Annotated in this window: 12 protein-coding genes; 8 read left to right on the top strand and 4 right to left on the bottom strand. The window is 48.9% G+C overall.

All coding sequences use genetic code 11. The annotated features are described in order from the left end of the window. Positions 1–5 precede the first annotated feature (5 nt). The gene (locus tag ACFW2W_RS22135) at positions 6–788 is read left to right on the top strand and encodes a circadian clock KaiB family protein (RefSeq protein ID WP_378183362.1); all 783 of its coding nucleotides are present in this window, start codon (positions 6–8) and stop codon (positions 786–788) included. A 165-nt stretch (positions 789–953) separates the two neighbouring features. On the opposite strand, the gene ACFW2W_RS22130 is transcribed toward ACFW2W_RS22135, so the two are convergent. Together ACFW2W_RS22130 and ACFW2W_RS22125 are read right to left on the bottom strand one after the other, a co-directional pair. Further along, the gene (locus ACFW2W_RS22130; RefSeq protein ID WP_378184019.1) at positions 954–2477 is read right to left on the bottom strand and encodes a thioredoxin-like domain-containing protein; all 1524 of its coding nucleotides are present in this window, start codon (positions 2475–2477) and stop codon (positions 954–956) included. A gap of 136 nt (positions 2478–2613) precedes the next feature. Next, a complete protein-coding gene (locus ACFW2W_RS22125; protein ID WP_378184017.1) occupies positions 2614–4398 on the bottom strand; it encodes a hypothetical protein in 1785 nt (594 codons plus the stop codon). A gap of 469 nt (positions 4399–4867) precedes the next feature. Here ACFW2W_RS22125 and psaA point away from each other — a divergent pair, with 469 nt between their 5' ends. From psaA to ACFW2W_RS22110, 3 genes are all read left to right on the top strand, one after another. Further along, positions 4868–7126, top strand: coding sequence for a photosystem I core protein PsaA (psaA, locus tag ACFW2W_RS22120; RefSeq protein WP_378183359.1), 2259 nt, complete (start codon positions 4868–4870; stop codon positions 7124–7126). Positions 7127–7207: 81 nt separating this feature from the next. Next, on the top strand, positions 7208–9421 hold the full coding sequence (gene psaB, locus ACFW2W_RS22115) for a photosystem I core protein PsaB (protein WP_378183356.1): 2214 nt from the start codon (positions 7208–7210) through the stop codon (positions 9419–9421). 200 nt (positions 9422–9621) lie between these two features. Further along, a complete protein-coding gene (locus tag ACFW2W_RS22110) occupies positions 9622–10386 on the top strand; it encodes a class I SAM-dependent methyltransferase (protein WP_378183353.1) in 765 nt (254 codons plus the stop codon). A gap of 79 nt (positions 10387–10465) precedes the next feature. On the opposite strand, the gene ACFW2W_RS22105 is transcribed toward ACFW2W_RS22110, so the two are convergent. Next, entirely contained in the window at positions 10466–10639 is a 174-nt protein-coding gene (locus ACFW2W_RS22105; protein WP_378183350.1) for a hypothetical protein, read from the bottom strand. A gap of 14 nt (positions 10640–10653) precedes the next feature. Then, on the bottom strand, positions 10654–12243 hold the full coding sequence (locus tag ACFW2W_RS22100; protein WP_378183347.1) for a BamA/TamA family outer membrane protein: 1590 nt from the start codon (positions 12241–12243) through the stop codon (positions 10654–10656). Positions 12244–12393: 150 nt separating this feature from the next. Between ACFW2W_RS22100 and ACFW2W_RS22095 the strand changes: the two genes are divergently transcribed. From ACFW2W_RS22095 to ACFW2W_RS22080, 4 genes are all read left to right on the top strand, one after another. Next, positions 12394–12714, top strand: coding sequence for a hypothetical protein (locus ACFW2W_RS22095; protein WP_378183344.1), 321 nt, complete (start codon positions 12394–12396; stop codon positions 12712–12714). A gap of 34 nt (positions 12715–12748) precedes the next feature. Then, on the top strand, positions 12749–13591 hold the full coding sequence (locus tag ACFW2W_RS22090) for a 2-isopropylmalate synthase (RefSeq protein WP_378183341.1): 843 nt from the start codon (positions 12749–12751) through the stop codon (positions 13589–13591). Between the two features lie 495 nt (positions 13592–14086). Beyond that, complete coding sequence (locus ACFW2W_RS22085) at positions 14087–14455, top strand: hypothetical protein (RefSeq protein ID WP_378183338.1); 369 nt, start codon at positions 14087–14089, stop codon at positions 14453–14455. Next, on the top strand, positions 14379–16199 hold the full coding sequence (locus ACFW2W_RS22080; protein ID WP_378183335.1) for a BTAD domain-containing putative transcriptional regulator: 1821 nt from the start codon (positions 14379–14381) through the stop codon (positions 16197–16199). The genes ACFW2W_RS22085 and ACFW2W_RS22080 overlap by 77 nt, the downstream gene beginning before the upstream one ends. The last annotated feature ends 114 nt before the right edge of the window (positions 16200–16313 follow it).

The following is a 16313-nucleotide window of genomic DNA, read 5'->3' as shown; positions in this document are numbered from 1 at the left end:
TAAAAATGGAAGAAGGGTTTCTTCTTTCATTTTTATTATTTTGGCGCTTTTTCTTGACTCAAGATCCTCTCTCCATCCCCCAGCTCTTTAAAGGTATTGCCCTGTTTACGCCAGGGGGAGACTTAATTTATTGCATTGACCCCAATAAGCAGAGCCACTGGCACCTACATCTGTGTGCTGGACTTCAAGAAATGCTGGGATTACCAGAACCTCCCCATTTTTTAGTGCCAGCGTATACCGCTACGATCGATCGGTGGCTCGATCCTTACACCCAGCAGTTACGGATTGCGGCTGAGGTTTATCTGCCGGTGCGACGGCATCAGGCATTGCTGAATAGGATTTTCCAGAATCCCAACTTGCAAAACTGGCAAGTTGCTCCTTGGCCCCCAGAATTAGGCGATCCCATTGTATTAGAAACTTATCGTCACCAATTTTCCCAACTTTGGGAAAATCACGATTTAATTGTGCGCTTGGAACGCACGGGTTTCCAGCCTTCATTCCGCCCAGTTGCAACTCCTGGGTACGTCCTACGCCTGTTCGTTTCCGGTCATAATAGAGCCACGGAACACACTCTCCAAAGCTTGCATCAGTTGTTAGAGCAGTCTCTCGGTCATCCTTACACTTTGAAAGTGATTGACATCTTCAAACATCCAGAGCAGGCGGAGTCAAATCATATCTCTGCTACACCCACCCTTGTTAGAGTTTGGCCCGAACCTGTCCGACGAATTGTGGGGGATTTGGATAATATTGAGAGAGTCTTACAGGTACTTGGGGCTGTAGATTACTGAGTAGAGGCACGCTAGTGTCGTGTAATACTATTTCACCTGTAAGGTCGCCATAAATAAATTGCTGGAAGTGGCTACTGACAAGACGCGCGAGCCGCAAGTCTTCTACAATCCAAAATCAGAAATCCAAAATCTAAATAAGATGCACCCAGTTTCTTGCCGCTTATTTTAATCAGCGGTAGGAATACATACGTCTGGCGCACACAACCCCGCAAACTTCAAGGTTGTTACTTCCAGCGTGGCGACATCGACACGACGGATAGCGTGGTTATTGGTATCGGCAATGTACAAATGAGAACCAATCGCACTCAGTCCTGATGGCTCAAAAAATCGGGTGCTGGTGCCTTGACCATCTTGGTTTCCTGCTGTCCCATCCCCCAAAACCGTCTGACAAATGCCAGTCTTAGGGTCAACTCGCTTAATTTTGTGGTTGTAGCTATCAGCAACCCAGAGGTAATTTTGGGCGTATTCAACGCCTAAACAATGCTGGAGTCGCACCTCAAAGCCTTCACCATCAATATCTCCAAACCCAAATAGCTCACCACTGCCGCATACCGTCCGCACCTGAGCCTTTTCACCCAGTCCGACGCCACGAATTGAGCTAATTTCGCTGTCAGCAACGTATAACTCTTGTCCGTCGGTGGTAATGCCGCTGGGTTGGGAAAAAGCAGATTCGTCAAGATTTCCATCGACGCATGATTCTGCACCAATCCCTGCGTAGGTGCCAACGATGCCAGTTTCCATCTGCATTTCCCAGATTTGGTGGGGTCCCGCCATCGCGATAAACAGGCGATTTCCTACTTTTTCTAAATCCCAAGGGGAATTGAGCGGAGTTTCTCGTGCTGTACCTCTGTAGGGACGAATGCGATCGCTTTGTTCGCCAGTACCGGCAATTGTTTCTACCTTTTGACTCTTTAGGTCAATCTGTCGCAGGGCATGATTTTCGGTATCGGCAACGTAAAGAATTTCATTTTCTGCGTCGAGTGTCATGCCTTGGGGTGCAAAAAACTGAGCGTTTGTGAAGAAACCATCGGTTAAGCCTTGTTTGCCAGTACCAATGATCTGTAGCACTTTACCGGCAAGGGTAGTGACAATAATCCGGTGATGTCCGGAGTCGGCGATGAAGAGGCGATCGCTTGTTGCATCCGCTAACACTTTACCGGGAAAAGCCAGCGGCGTTGCCAGTGGTTGCCGCTGTTTTTCTAAAGTAAGGCTGAGTTCTTGAAAATTAATCGTTCCTCGCTCTTTGTGTTGTTGAATCAGCTGCAAAATCAGCTCGTCTACGACATCCCGATTTCCTTCGCCAGATACATAGCCGATGACGTAACCTTCTGGGTCAATCATCATCAAGGTGGGCCATGCACGGACGGCATACTGGCTCCAAATCGCAAAATTGCTATCAACGACGACTGGATGCTCAATGTCGTAGCGCAAAACTGCCTGACGGATGTTTTCCACGTCTTTTTCGTTGTCAAATTTGGCGGAGTGGACGCCAATCACGGTGAGGCTGTTTTTGTATTTCTGCTCCAGGTACTTCAACTTTGGCAAGACGTGCAGGCAGTTGATACAGCAATACGTCCAAAAGTCAAGAATTACCACTCGCCCTTTTAATTCCCTTAGGGAAAGGGGACGATCTGTATTCAACCAGGTTTGGTTCTGAGGAAATTCTGGCGCTCTAACACGGGGCGTCATGATGTCTCCTTTTTCACTGACCACGATGGGAACAGAGCCAGGACTTACGCAAAGCTTATACATATAGCGTTTTTTCGGGTTCAATCCCCCTGTGGTTGCCCTCAGATGTAGTGATGTTGCGTAAGTCCTGAGAGCGTTAAGGCGTAGCGGCTTCCCCTAGCTCATCCTCTGTATTTTCCTCGGCTGGAGCTTCTGGCTCGGGTGCTGCTGGTTTTGATTTTTGGAAGAAACTGCTAGGGATATCTGGCTCAGATGGAGCTTGGATAATCCGCAGCGGTGGAGCCGCAGCAGGTTTAGGAATCAATAGGTCATTGAAATCGACTTTTGGTTTTGCTTGAGCGGAGGTTGGGGATGATTGAGCCGATTGGGTTGTCTGTTCAGTCTTCTGCTTTACAGAAGCTGTCGGCTGAGGCGAAGGCAGTGGTTGTAGTGAACTCTCTGGTTGAGAAGGTGCTGACTGCGGCTCTTCTGGCGTTGGAGATGGGACTATCTCCGGTAAGGTGGGCGGTAAATTGGGCGTAGGAGTAGCAACACCTGCATCTGGACGCCGGAAGCGATTGAAGAATCCGCCTTTGGGTTTTTCTAACTGTTTTGCCGCTGGAGGCGCTGGGGGTGTAGATGGAGCCGTTTCTACTTCTGGACTTGCTTCTGGACTTGGTGTTATCTCTGGTAAAGTCCCTGGTTTAGGAATGTTTTCTGGGGGTGTGGGTAAGGGAGAAGGCTCCTCAACTGCCTCAGGCACTGGCAGTGCAGGCGGTGGGCTAACAGGAGTCTCTGGACGCCGGAAACGATTGAAGAATCCGCCTTGGGGTTTTTCTAACTGCTTTGCCGCTGGGGGTGCCTCAGATGGCTTTGCTGGCTCAACTTCAGAGGGCGTCGGTTCTTCTTTACCCAGCTGCGGTGCTGGTGTTTCTTCAACGACAGGAGGCTCTAACGGTTCGGGTGTCGGCGTGACAGATGGCTCAGGGGTTGCAGTCGGCACTGGCGTCTTCCCACTGTAGTTGGGGTTTACAATCGGGCCAGCAGCGATCGCTGAGAGTTCCCCTCGTACCAGTTTGGCAAGGGTATCTTTGCCTTTCGGTTCGTAGGTAATCAGCCGCACAGTGTTGTTGAAGACGTTTGTGACTGGATTTCCCTGTTCATCTAGAAATTCCAGTTGTACCCAGTTCTTCCCTGAGTTAAAGCCTTTGAGATAAAGGGGTTGCCACCTGTCCATGACAAAGCTTTGACCGTTTACGGTGACGCGAACTCGCCAATCGGCAATTTCGTCGTCGGGATTGGACTGGGCGACCAAGTGCAGGGGGGCGTTAGTCAGGTAGAAGTCAAGCATGATTGGCTCGGCTCCATAGCTGCCCGTGGGGCGGCTATAGGTCAACAGGGGCTGCCCTGGATCGGGGTTGTTGTCCGTTGTTTTGGTGAAAAGGTGAAAGGTTGTTTGGGCGTAAGCGCCTTCGTTTTTGAAGCTCTCATGCCAGGGACGGGAGGCAAAGACTCGCAGGGTATGAGTTCCGGGAGCTAAATCTTCAAAGACTAGGGGCTGTTCTAAGTCATAAATGGCTTTGTAAGGCTGGTTGTCGAGGATGACGTGTAAATGCGGACCAAGACCGAGTTGGGGGTCTTTGAAGATTGGCAGATCCCGAACTTGGAGTCGCACTGCCACTGTTGTGGCTTGAAGAACTTCATCAGTTTGGGGACTGAGGATGGCGACTTGAGGCTGATAACTCTCCAAAGCTGGGCGCAGCTGTTGAATGACCTCAGGGGGAGATACCTCTGAGATTTGCCCACCTAGGGAAGATGAGGGTTTGGAGGTACCTGATGGCGTCGTCAGGGCGCGATCGCCACAACCGACTAAACTCCCCACCAAAACAGTTGCCATCAGCAACGAAACTAGCGTTCTCACAGGGTTCCACCGGCGATTCATGCCCAACACGCACTCCTACTCCTTCCGCGACCAACATTAAAGATCAAGACCTGTCCATAGGGAACTATAGCCCAAAAGCATCAACTACCCCGCTCGAAATGCCATGAATTTCAGGCTCTGACAACCCAGAAGACACGGGTTTTAAATGAGCTAATAGTTGCGTTTTATTAACTAAATTTAATCCCTCTTGACTTTTTAACACCAAATATGGGGGTGCAAGCTAAGTTGCATCAATACTTGACCAAATTTGAATTATTGTTAAGTGGCTCGAAATACCCAGTAAACCTAGTCCTATTATCTACAAAGATAGAGGGTGTGGTTTTGCAACCCTTCCCTCTCAGCGAACCCTTTAAAACGGGTATTCCATAAATTGGGGAAAGTAGTTCTTCAAGAGCCAGCTTTCCTACCCATTAAAATCAATTTTCAATGGGACAGAACTCGTTCCTTGTCTAGAGAGAGGAGAGTCCTCATGACAATCAGTCCTCCGGAGCGAGAGGAGAAAAAAGTAAGGGTTGTCGTCGATAACGATCCAGTGCCCACTTCATTTGAGAAGTGGTCGCAGCCGGGTCATTTTGACCGCACCCTTGCTAGAGGTCCAAAAACCACCTCGTGGATTTGGAACCTTCACGCCCTCTCGCATGATTTCGATAGTCATACCAGTGACTTAGAAGACGTATCTCGGAAAATTTTTGCCGCGCACTTTGGTCACTTAGCCGTGGTCTTCATCTGGCTAAGCGGTATGTATTTTCATGGCGCTAAGTTTTCAAACTACGAAGCTTGGCTAGCTAATCCTTTAGGCGTCAAGCCTAGCGCTCAAGTCGTTTGGCCTATCGTCGGTCAAGATATTTTGAATGCCGATGTGGGCGGTGGCTTCCACGGGATTCAAATCACCTCCGGCTTGTTCCAGGTTTGGCGGGCAGCTGGCTTCACAAACACATTCCAGCTGTACTGCACTGCCATCGGTGGCTTGGTAGCAGCAGCTCTGATGCTGTTTGCTGGCTGGTTCCACTATCACAAGCGGGCTCCCAAACTGGAATGGTTCCAGAATGTGGAGTCGATGCTAAACCACCACCTAGCTGGGTTGCTGGGTCTGGGGTGCTTGTCTTGGGCCGCTCACCAAATTCATGTGGCACTGCCCACCAACAAGCTGCTGGATGCGGGAGTCGCCATCAAAGATATTCCGCTGCCTCACGAGTTCATCTTGAACCGTGACTTGATGGCCCAACTGTATCCCAGCTTTAACCAAGGGTTGACGCCATTCTGGACTTTGAATTGGGGCCAGTATGCTGACTTCCTGACGTTCAAAGGCGGTTTAAATCCCCAGACGGGCGGATTGTGGCTGTCAGATACGGCACACCATCACCTAGCCTTGGCAGTACTCTTCCTGATCGCCGGTCATATGTATCGGACGAACTGGGGGATTGGTCACAGCATTAAGGAAATTCTAGAGAACCACAAAGGTCCCTTCACGGGTGACGGTCATAAGGGTCTCTATGAAAACATGACCACATCCTGGCACGCGCAGTTGGGAACCAACCTTGCCATGCTGGGTTCTGTGACCATCATCGTGGCTCACCATATGTACGCGATGCCTCCGTATCCGTACCTTGCCACTGACTACGCGACTCAGTTGTCCATATTCACCCACCACATGTGGATTGGGGCATTCTGTATCGTTGGCGGAGCGGCTCACGCTACCATCTTCATGGTGCGGGATTACGATCCGGTGGTGAACCAGAACAACGTGCTGGATCGGGTGATTCGTCACCGGGATGCAATTATTTCCCACCTCAACTGGGTTTGTATCTTCCTGGGCTTCCACAGCTTTGGCTTGTACATCCACAACGACACGATGAGTGCTTTGGGTCGCCCCCAAGATATGTTCTCGGATACGGCGATTCAGTTGCAGCCGGTGTTTGCTCAGTGGGTGCAAAACCTGCACACTCTGGCTCCTGGTGGCACAGCACCTAACGCGCTAGAACCAGTAAGCTATGCCTTCGGTGGCGGTATCGTTGCTGTAGGCGGCAAAGTGGCGATGATGCCAATCGCGCTGGGTACGGCGGACTTCATGATCCACCATATTCACGCTTTCCAAATTCACGTCACCGTTCTGATTCTGCTGAAAGGCTTCTTGTTTGCCCGTAGCTCTCGTCTGATTCCAGACAAGATGAATCTGGGCTTCCGCTTCCCTTGTGACGGCCCCGGTCGTGGCGGTACCTGCCAAGTTTCTGGTTGGGACCATGTGTTCTTGGGTCTGTTCTGGATGTTCAACACTATTGCGATCGCGGTTTACCACTTCAGCTGGAAAATGCAATCCGATGTGTGGGGCACAGTCAATACTGATGGCACGGTGGACCATATCACCGCAGGCAACTTTGCGATGAGTGCCATCACCATCAATGGCTGGTTGCGTGATTTTCAATGGGCACAAGCTGCTCAAGTGATTCAGTCTTACGGTACAGCCCTCTCAGCCTACGGTCTGCTGTTCCTGGGCGCTCACTTTGTGTGGGCCTTCAGCCTGATGTTCCTATTCAGCGGTCGTGGCTACTGGCAGGAGTTGATTGAGTCGATTGTTTGGGCTCACAATAAGTTGAAGGTTGCCCCTTCTATTCAGCCTCGCGCTCTGAGCATCATTCAGGGTCGGGCCGTTGGGGTGGCTCACTTCCTCCTGGGAGCGATCGTCACGATCTGGGCGTTCTTCGAGGCGCGAATCCTTTCAATAGGATGATTTAAGCCTGAGTAACGAGTGCTGAGTAAGGAGTAAGATGCTCTGGGTCCTCAGCACTCAGCACTGATAATTGAGGAGACTATGGCGACAAAATTTCCCAAATTTAGCCAAGACCTCGCTCAGGACCCGACTACACGTCGGATCTGGTACGGGATTGCAACGGCTCACGACTTTGAAAGCCATGATGGCATGACGGAAGAAAATCTTTATCAAAAGATTTTCGCTACTCACTTCGGTCATGTGGCAATTATCTTCCTGTGGGCCTCTAGCCTCCTGTTCCACGTCGCCTGGCAAGGTAATTTTGAACAGTGGATTAAAGATCCGTTGAATGTGCGTCCCATCGCTCACGCGATTTGGGACCCCCACTTTGGTCAACCGGCAGTAGATGCCTTTACCCAAGGTGGTGCGACCTTTCCAGTGAATATTGCCTACTCAGGTGTCTACCACTGGTGGTACACCATCGGTATGCGGTCGAATAATGACCTGTACCAAGGTGCAGTGTTCCTGATCGTGCTGTCTGCAATCTTCTTGTTTGCAGGCTGGCTGCACCTACAGCCCAAGTTCAGTCCCAGCCTGTCTTGGTTCAAGAGTGCCGAGCCTCGGCTGAACCACCATCTGGCAGGTCTGTTTGGCGTTAGCTCTTTGGCTTGGACAGGTCACCTGATTCACGTTGCTATCCCCGAATCTCGCGGTCAGCACGTAGGTTGGGATAACTTCCTGACAACGCTGCCTCACCCAGCAGGCTTGGGGCCGTTCTTCACCGGCAACTGGGGTGTCTACGCTGAGAACCCAGAGGCTCCTGGTCATGTGTTCGGTACCGCTCAAGGTGCCGGAACAGCGATTCTAACGTTCTTGGGTGGCTTCCATCCCCAGACACAATCGCTGTGGCTGACGGATATGGCTCATCACCACTTGGCGATCGCAGTCATCTTCATCATCGCCGGTCACATGTACCGGACTAACTTCGGCATTGGTCACAGCATCAGAGATATGCTGAACGCCAAAAACTTCTTTGGCACCAAGACTGAAGGTCAATTCAACCTGCCTCACCAAGGGTTGTACGACACCTATAACAACTCTCTGCACTTCCAGTTGTCTATACACCTGGCAGCTCTGGGAACTGCTACTTCCCTGGTAGCGCAGCATATGTATGCGATGCCTCCCTATGCTTTCATCGGGAAGGACTTCACAACTCAAGCATCGCTCTACACACACCACCAGTACATTGCTGGTTTCCTGATGCTGGGAGCGTTCGCCCACGCAGGAATCTTCTGGGTGCGGGACTACGACCCAGAACAGAACAGAGGTAACGTCCTCGATCGGGTACTCCAGCACAAAGAAGCGATCATCTCGCACCTGAGCTGGGTCTCCCTATTCCTGGGCTTCCACACCCTGGGTCTGTACGTCCACAATGATGTTGTGGTTGCCTTCGGGACTCCCGAAAAGCAAATTCTGATTGAGCCGGTATTTGCCCAGTTCATTCAGGCTTCTCACGGTAAGGTGCTGTACGGCTTGGACACTCTACTGTCTAACCCTGACAGTGTGGCTTCCACCGCTGGTGCTGCTTGGCTACCTGGCTGGCTCGATGCCATCAACAACGGCACCAACTCTCTGTTTTTGACAATTGGCCCTGGCGATTTCTTGGTTCACCACGCATTCGCCCTCGCCATCCACACCACCACCCTGGTTTTGGTCAAGGGTGCGTTGGATGCTCGTGGCTCCAAGCTGATGCCCGATAAAAAGGACTTCGGCTACGCCTTCCCTTGCGACGGTCCCGGTCGTGGCGGTACCTGCGACATCTCCGCGTGGGATTCCTTCTACCTCGCCGCGTTCTGGATGCTGAACACCATTGGTTGGGTAACCTTCTACTGGCACTGGAAGCATCTGGGGATTTGGCAAGGCAACGTGGCACAGTTCAATGAGTCTTCTACTTACCTCATGGGCTGGCTGCGCGACTACCTCTGGCTGTACTCCGCTCAGTTGATCAACGGGTATAACCCCTACGGCATGAATAACCTGGCGGTTTGGGACTGGATGTTCCTGTTCGGACACCTAGTTTGGGCCACTGGCTTCATGTTCCTCATCAGCTGGCGTGGTTACTGGCAAGAGTTGATCGAAACCCTTGTCTGGGCACACGAGCGCACTCCGCTGGCGAACTTAGTTCGCTGGAAGGACAAGCCGGTTGCTATGTCCATCGTCCAAGGTCGCTTGGTTGGTCTAGCTCACTTCACAGTTGGCTATGTCTTGACCTACGCCGCCTTCCTGATTGCTTCCACTGCTGGTAAATTCGGTTAATCTGGCTGAAACTAGCATTGTAGGTAATTAAAAGAAAATCCCCTGCCTTCGGGTAGGGGATTTTTTTAGAAAACTATCTAAAATTCTAAATGAAATACTGCTGTTAAATGTAGCTTATGAGCTGGCGTTGGTTTAACGCTTAGTTTTCTTGGAAATCGTAAAATATTTTATCTAAAATTTTTAATAAAACTGTAGCAAGTGTGAGTAATTTAAACATCAATAGTATCACCCATCAATTAATAAAAATTCAAGAGCAAAATAGGAATTGCAGTTTATGGCAATTTAGAAGCTTAATCAGCGCTAATCAATATCTTCAGCTATATAAAATTTTTTTAAAATATGTTATCAAAGGAAGTGAAGTATTAGATTGGGGGTGCGGAAACGGTCATTTTTCTTATTTCCTGGTAAAGGCTGGCTATAAAACCTCTGGATTTGCCTTTGAGGACTTTTGCCTTCGTAAAACTCTAAACAGCTCAACTTATGAATTTAGGAAAGGGAGTGCTGAAGAGCCAACAGTCATTTCCTATTCAGATAATAAATTCAATGCAATCGTCTCTGTAGGGGTTTTAGAACATGTCAGAGAGACTGGAGGAAATGAAATTACCAGCTTAAGGGAAATATTCCGCTTGCTCCAACCTGGTGGCTTTTTTATTTGTTACCATTTTCCCAATAAGTTTAGTTTGATTGAAGCGATCGCTTCCCGCTTGCCTAACAAATACCATCATCAATATCGTTATACTCGCCAGTCAATCAAAACTCTTTGCCAAGAAAGTGGATTTGAGGTTCTAGAAGTCCAGCGTTATGGTTTTCTACCCAGAAATATGTGGGGCATATTTCCAAAAGCAGTCAGGAATTCTCAACTGCTGGCATGGATTTGGGATTTCCTAGATGACATTTTGGCATATCCCTTCTCTCTGATCTGTCAAAACTACTTGTTTGTAGCTAGGAAACCCTTTGCAAAATAATCTAAATTATGATAATAGCGTTTGGTAGAAGTGTACAAAGCGATCGCCTCTTCGTCTTTTCATCTAAAAAAGCGATCGCTTACTCCTCCAAAATCTCAACCAAGTCCTCAATCAAAATATCGAACGTGCGAACTAGCTTGTGAATCGCAGTGAAGTCAACCATTGCCATTCCTGAAGAGAGAGCATAGTTTCTGACGGTGCTATAACCAACCCAGAGCGAACTGACTTTTTGAAGCGCTTCGCTATCGCCCAAACATCCCCTTTCCATCAAAAGCGCTGACCCGTGGTTAGTTCAAATCGGACTTCTCCCTGGTCGCTAATGCCTAAATCGCCGCGAATTAAACCAAACGGGGACTTGACCCGCAATCCTAACCCGTAACCAAAACCAGTCCCCGGTTTACCGCGCAGCAAACCCGGTTGTCCAAGCACCGTATTACCAGACCCCAAATCTGAGCCGTAGTCAGCAAAGACAACCCCTCCCAGCCACTGCAAAATCGGGAAGCGATATTCTATGGAAGCCAAAGCATAACTGCGACCGCTAGCGACTTTACCAGATCCATAGCCGCGCACAGAATTGAATCCGCCAAGATTAAACGCCTCAGTCGGAGGAAATTCGCCAAGTATCGTACCAGCTTGCAAATTTATTGCCAACATTTCTGGATTTTTGGTGTCCCTACCCTTGCCTATCCAGCCGACTGGGACATATTGGATGTAATTTGCTCGCACTCGGTTACTCAAAATACTGCCCAATCCAATCGGAATCGACTGTTCCGTGGTCAGGGTTAGCAGCGAACCCTGAGTCGGATTGGAACGGCGATCGCGCCGATCTCTCGCCACGCCTAACGACACCGTCACCAAATCATCAATGCCAGTTTTGCTGACAGATAGCGGATTCCCCAATTCATCCACCCGTGCAATATTGAAATCAGCATCGCGGGTACTAATTCGGGTGTAGTTCAAACCCAACGATCCATCCCAATCATTAAAAGACCGCAACACCGCCACACCACCGCCAAATCGTCCCTCCCGCGTACTGTCCCCGTTGGGCAACTCGACTTCGTCGGTGAAGGTGCGGGAATAATCCCGACTGCGAAACGCTCTAACGCTATACCCCAAGCGGTCTGGTTCGCCAGCACGATAAGGGCTGGTAAACTGGGTATTAAATTGGACATCCTTGCCGCTCACTTGAAGTTTGGCAGCTAAGCGATCGTTGACACCATTGATATTGGCGTCTCGATAGCTTACCGAACCGTAAAGCCCGATATCGCCGCTATTGCCACCCCCTAATGTAATAGAAGGGAAGCGACTCTCCTTGATGTCGTAGATGATGTTAACCCCGTCGGTGGCTTCCTGCACAGAAACATTGACATCATCAAAAGACTCTAATCGCCGCAATCGCTGCAAGTCTTCCTGAAGCAAATCCTCACGAAATACCTCACCAGGCTTGAGTTTCAGTTCACCAATAATAAAATCTCTTTGGGTGCGACTGGGTATCGGTCGATTTTGGTCATCGACTGACTCACCTTTGCGATTGACAAAGCGGATCTGCACATCTTTGACAATTTTGGAGGCAACCTCAGCAGTCTGGACGCCCTCCGGACTGGACGCTGGCGGTATCGTCGGTGGCAGATAATCACCGTATTTGGCATCATATTCAACAACAGGAATTGGATAGGCTCTCTGAGCCAATCCTGGCGTCACCTGCGTTACGGGTAGAGTCGCGGCATCAATGGGTGCCGATGCCGCCATATCGCCCGAAATCGTCTGGGCAGGGGGTTGGGAGGATGCGATCGCTCCTCTTGTTTCCCAGATTCCCAGCGTTGCCACAATCAAAATTGCAAATGTTTTAACACCCATAAAATTAGCTTAATCGGCTGGCTACCATTTTGCGCCTGCTCATTGGCTTGTATCCCGATCGATGACTGGCTTTTGAGGGGCGCAACAGACGAATCCGTTGCAGACATCAAGTGAAATGGTATCAGGAACAATCAAGTAAACGTCAAGGATATGAGTCTTCAACAGGCATTTAACACAGCAGCAACTGAGTACGACAAGCTCCGGGGTACCCTGATTCCATGTTTTGATGACTTTTACCAAACAGCCATTCAGGCGATCCCATTCGACCGCACAGCATCCCTGAACGTTCTCGATTTAGGTGCAGGTACGGGACTTTACAATCCAGGTTCGGGACGAGTCATGCAAAAAATTGGGATGCTGCATGAGGGATATCGCCGTCAACATTTACGGAAGTGGGAAACATTTGAAGACATCGAACAATACGGCATCTTGAAAAGTGATTGGCAGCAAATGATTGTTCAAAATTACTAACTGCTTACCTAAAAATGTATAGAAGAAACCTGCTATGGCACAACCATCTTTACCAAAAATCGTCATCTTCGACACCACAATGCGAGATGGAGAACTTGCGCCCGGTGTCAAAATGGATATTCATCAAAAAGTCCGTCTTGCAAAGCTTCTAGAGGAGATGCGGGTTGATGTAATTGAAGTGGGATATCCAGGGGCTATTAAGAAAGATTTTGATGAAATTTTCACGATCTCCAAGCAAATCAAACAGTTAACTATTTGCGGATTGGCAAATTCTAAACCGGATGAAGTGATGGACGTTGCTTTAGCAATTAAACCAGCGGTACGAGGCAGAATTCACATCTACACGTTGGTTAATTTGAAGCATCAATCAAAGTGGGCTGAAGAACAAATCCTAGAAACGATACACGATTGTATTGGACTTGCTAGAAACTACTGTGCAGATGTGGAGTGGAGTGCCTTTGATGCTCCTCGAAGCCAGCCAGATTTTCTTTGCAAAGCAATTGAAACAGCCATCAAAAGCGGTGCAAGAACAATCAGTATCCCTGACAGTCTTGGTTTATCGTCGCCAATAGAATTTTCAGGGTTGCTTAATATGCTCTTTAATCGGGTGTCGAATATCGATCGCGCTACGATTTCTGTCCACTGTCATGATGATTTGGGATTAGCGGTGGAGAATTCAATCGCAGCTCTCAGTTGGGGTGTCAGGCAAATTGAATGCTCGATTAATGGACTGGGAGCGAGGAAAGGTAATGCTGATTTGGGAGAAGTCGTGAATGCAATTATCAATCATCCAAACTATAGCGTTGATGTTGAAAAATCTTTATTATATAGAGCCTCAGAGTTAGTTACTGAAATTACTGGAATTGGTAATAAATAAATGAAATAAAGTAAAAATGTCCGACGACTCGCATTCGCGGCTAAACAAACAAAGCCTGACGAGAGCAGGCTTTATATTAGCCGGTGAAGGCAGGCTTCGTTCTTCTAGCCCCAGGCTTCTAGCCTGTGGGTGTATATTTGCAAAAACAAGATGCTCCCAATAGGATTGCTATAGGAACATGGATTAAACAACTTACACTCATTCACGTTCTGTAGGGGCTTTTTCTGTGCGATGCCCCTACGCAAGAAATCGGAGGTTAATAAATCCACGATCCGACTTCCGTTCCAGAAAAGTTGGAGTCTAACACCACACTGAGCCAAACGGCTTGTTATTAGAATTTAATAATTTATTTCTTATAATACTTACGAATAGCAGTTATAAGTTGATAAGTATTAACCGCGATCGCGCGTTGCGCCGACCTGTCGGTTCGCCAGCGGCTATCGGTAAACGGCTAAAAGTTATAGACTGGCTACCATGTACGGGCAGAGTAAAAATATGATGCTGTCTACTTTACAGGTCATATTGCTGGGTGGCTTTCGCCTGACTTATGGCGAAAAGCCGCTGACAGACGTGAGCGCGGAGCGATCGCAATCGTTGCTGGCATATCTGGTGCTGCACAGCGGCACGCCTCAGCCTCGTCAGCGGCTGGCTTCCCTCTTTTGGGCTGACTCAACAGACGAGCAAGCTCGAACGAACCTGAGAAGGGAACTGCACCACTTACGGCGGGTTTTGCCTGACGCGGATCGATTCATTGAAGTTGATCCAAAAACGCTACAGTGGCGCTCAGATGCACCTTTTACGTTGGATGTTGCACAGTTTGAGCGGGTGGTTGCACGCTTCGGAGGAGGCAGAACGAGCGGCTGACCGGAAAACCGTCCGAACCTTGTTAGAGCAGGCGGTAGCCCTCTATCAGGGGGATTTGCTGCCCAACTGTTACGACGAATGGATTTTTCCGGAACAGGAACGACTGCGACAAATTTTTATCCAGGTCTTGAAATGGTTGGTTCGCCTGTTAAAGGAGCAGCGAGATATCCGTGCGGCGATGCGCTATGCCCAGCAGTTGTTAGAAGTTGACTCGCTCAACGAAGCAACCTATGGTGACTTGATGCAGCTGCACGCGCTCAATGGCGATCGCGCTAGTGCTTTGCGAATCTACCACCGCTGCATGACTCTTTTACGGGAAGAGTTAGGAATCGATCCCAGCTCGATTACCCGCGACCTCTACGATCGCCTGCTCAATGAAGATTCTGAAGGGATAAGAAGTCGGCAAAATAATTCTAAGTTACTGGATGTAAATTCTGAATTAAATACACCCACTCAAAACTCCCCCGCACCTCGTTGCGACTGGGGTGAAATCATCGATGTTAGCTTGTTTTACGGACGGACAGAAGAGCTAAACACGCTCAAGCAGTGGATTTTACAGTATCGCTGTCGGCTAGTTGTCTTATTAGGCATGGGGGGAATTGGGAAAACTGCCTTGTCCGCCAAACTAGCGCCGGAAATCCAGGGAGAGTTTGACTTTGTAATTTGGCGATCGCTACGGAATGCTCCTACGCTAGAAACTCTTTTGCACGATTCGATCTCTTTTCTATCGGATCGGCAGGAGACGGAAGGTGGAATTGAACGACTGATATATTGGCTGCGGAATTCTCGTTGCCTGATAATTCTAGACAATGCAGAAACCCTTTTTCAGGTGAATTGTCCGGGGCAGTATTGTGCTGGCTATGAAGGCTACGGGGAACTGCTGCGTGCGATCGCAGAAACAGCCCATCAAAGCTGCCTGGTGCTGACCAGTCGGGAGAAACCTGCTGAGGTGGGCATATTAGAAGGCGTAGTTGATGGTAATTCACTACCTGTGCGAACCTTGCAACTGAGCGGCTCACCAGAGGCAGCTCAAGCATTAATTCAAGCAAAAGGATTGATTGGTTCTGAGGCACAGCAACAGCATTTGTGTCAGTTCTACGGCTGTAATCCTTTGGCATTGAAGATTGTTGCCACTTCAATTCAAGATGTTTTTGATGGCAAGATTCAAGATTTTCTCGCTCAAAATACCACGATTTTTAATGGGATTCACAGACTGCTAGATCAGCAGTGTCAGCGTTGCTCTCCCCTAGAAAAAACAATCTTGTTTTGGCTTGCCATTAATCGGGAATGGACAACCTTCTCGGAATTGGCAGATGATATCGTTCCCACCGTTGCTCGTGCAGACCTACTGGAAGCGTTGGGGTCGCTGAGTTGGCGATCGCTGATCGAAAAGCAGTCGGGCAGTTATACTCAGCAACCTGTGGTGATGGAGTACATCACTGAGCGATTGATTGCACAAGTCTGTGAAGAAATTCAACAGTTGGAAGTCGGAAATGGGGAATTGTTAGCAGAAAACCGGACACCCATTATTTCCATCCTGCACAGCCACGCATTGCTCAAGCCTCAGGGCAAAGATTACATCAGAGAAATCCAGATTCAACAAATTGTTAAACCCGTTTTAAACACTTTAATCACCCGACTGTATGGGCAGTACAACGTTGAGCGGCAGCTGACTCAACTGCTTTCAAAACTGCGAAATGAATTGTCGCGACAACCCGGATATGCAGGTGGTAACGGGACTTGAACTTTGTTCAAGCCCAAACAAGCCCTAAATGGGCTAGGTGTAAGGCAAATACGTCAGTATTCTCCTGAAGCCAACGGACAAACCGATAGGATATAGCTGTTCTAAAAGCTGACA

Source organism: Coleofasciculus sp. H7-2 (genome assembly GCF_042747725.1).
GTDB lineage: Bacteria > Cyanobacteriota > Cyanobacteriia > Cyanobacteriales > FACHB-T130 > FACHB-T130.
This window is presented reverse-complemented; position numbering and strand designations above follow the sequence as displayed.

Excerpts from the sequence above, each read along its gene's own strand:
- ACFW2W_RS22135 (WP_378183362.1), top strand. The coding sequence starts at position 6 with ATGGAAGAAGGGTTTCTTCTTTCATTTTTATTATTTTGGCGCTTTTTC.
- ACFW2W_RS22130 (WP_378184019.1), bottom strand. The coding sequence starts at position 2,477 with ATGACGCCCCGTGTTAGAGCGCCAGAATTTCCTCAGAACCAAACCTGG.
- ACFW2W_RS22125 (WP_378184017.1), bottom strand. The coding sequence starts at position 4,398 with ATGAATCGCCGGTGGAACCCTGTGAGAACGCTAGTTTCGTTGCTGATG.
- psaA (WP_378183359.1), top strand. The coding sequence starts at position 4,868 with ATGACAATCAGTCCTCCGGAGCGAGAGGAGAAAAAAGTAAGGGTTGTC.
- psaB (WP_378183356.1), top strand. The coding sequence starts at position 7,208 with ATGGCGACAAAATTTCCCAAATTTAGCCAAGACCTCGCTCAGGACCCG.
- ACFW2W_RS22100 (WP_378183347.1), bottom strand. The coding sequence starts at position 12,243 with ATGGGTGTTAAAACATTTGCAATTTTGATTGTGGCAACGCTGGGAATC.
- ACFW2W_RS22095 (WP_378183344.1), top strand. The coding sequence starts at position 12,394 with ATGAGTCTTCAACAGGCATTTAACACAGCAGCAACTGAGTACGACAAG.
- ACFW2W_RS22090 (WP_378183341.1), top strand. The coding sequence starts at position 12,749 with ATGGCACAACCATCTTTACCAAAAATCGTCATCTTCGACACCACAATG.
- ACFW2W_RS22085 (WP_378183338.1), top strand. The coding sequence starts at position 14,087 with ATGATGCTGTCTACTTTACAGGTCATATTGCTGGGTGGCTTTCGCCTG.
- ACFW2W_RS22080 (WP_378183335.1), top strand. The coding sequence starts at position 14,379 with ATGCACCTTTTACGTTGGATGTTGCACAGTTTGAGCGGGTGGTTGCAC.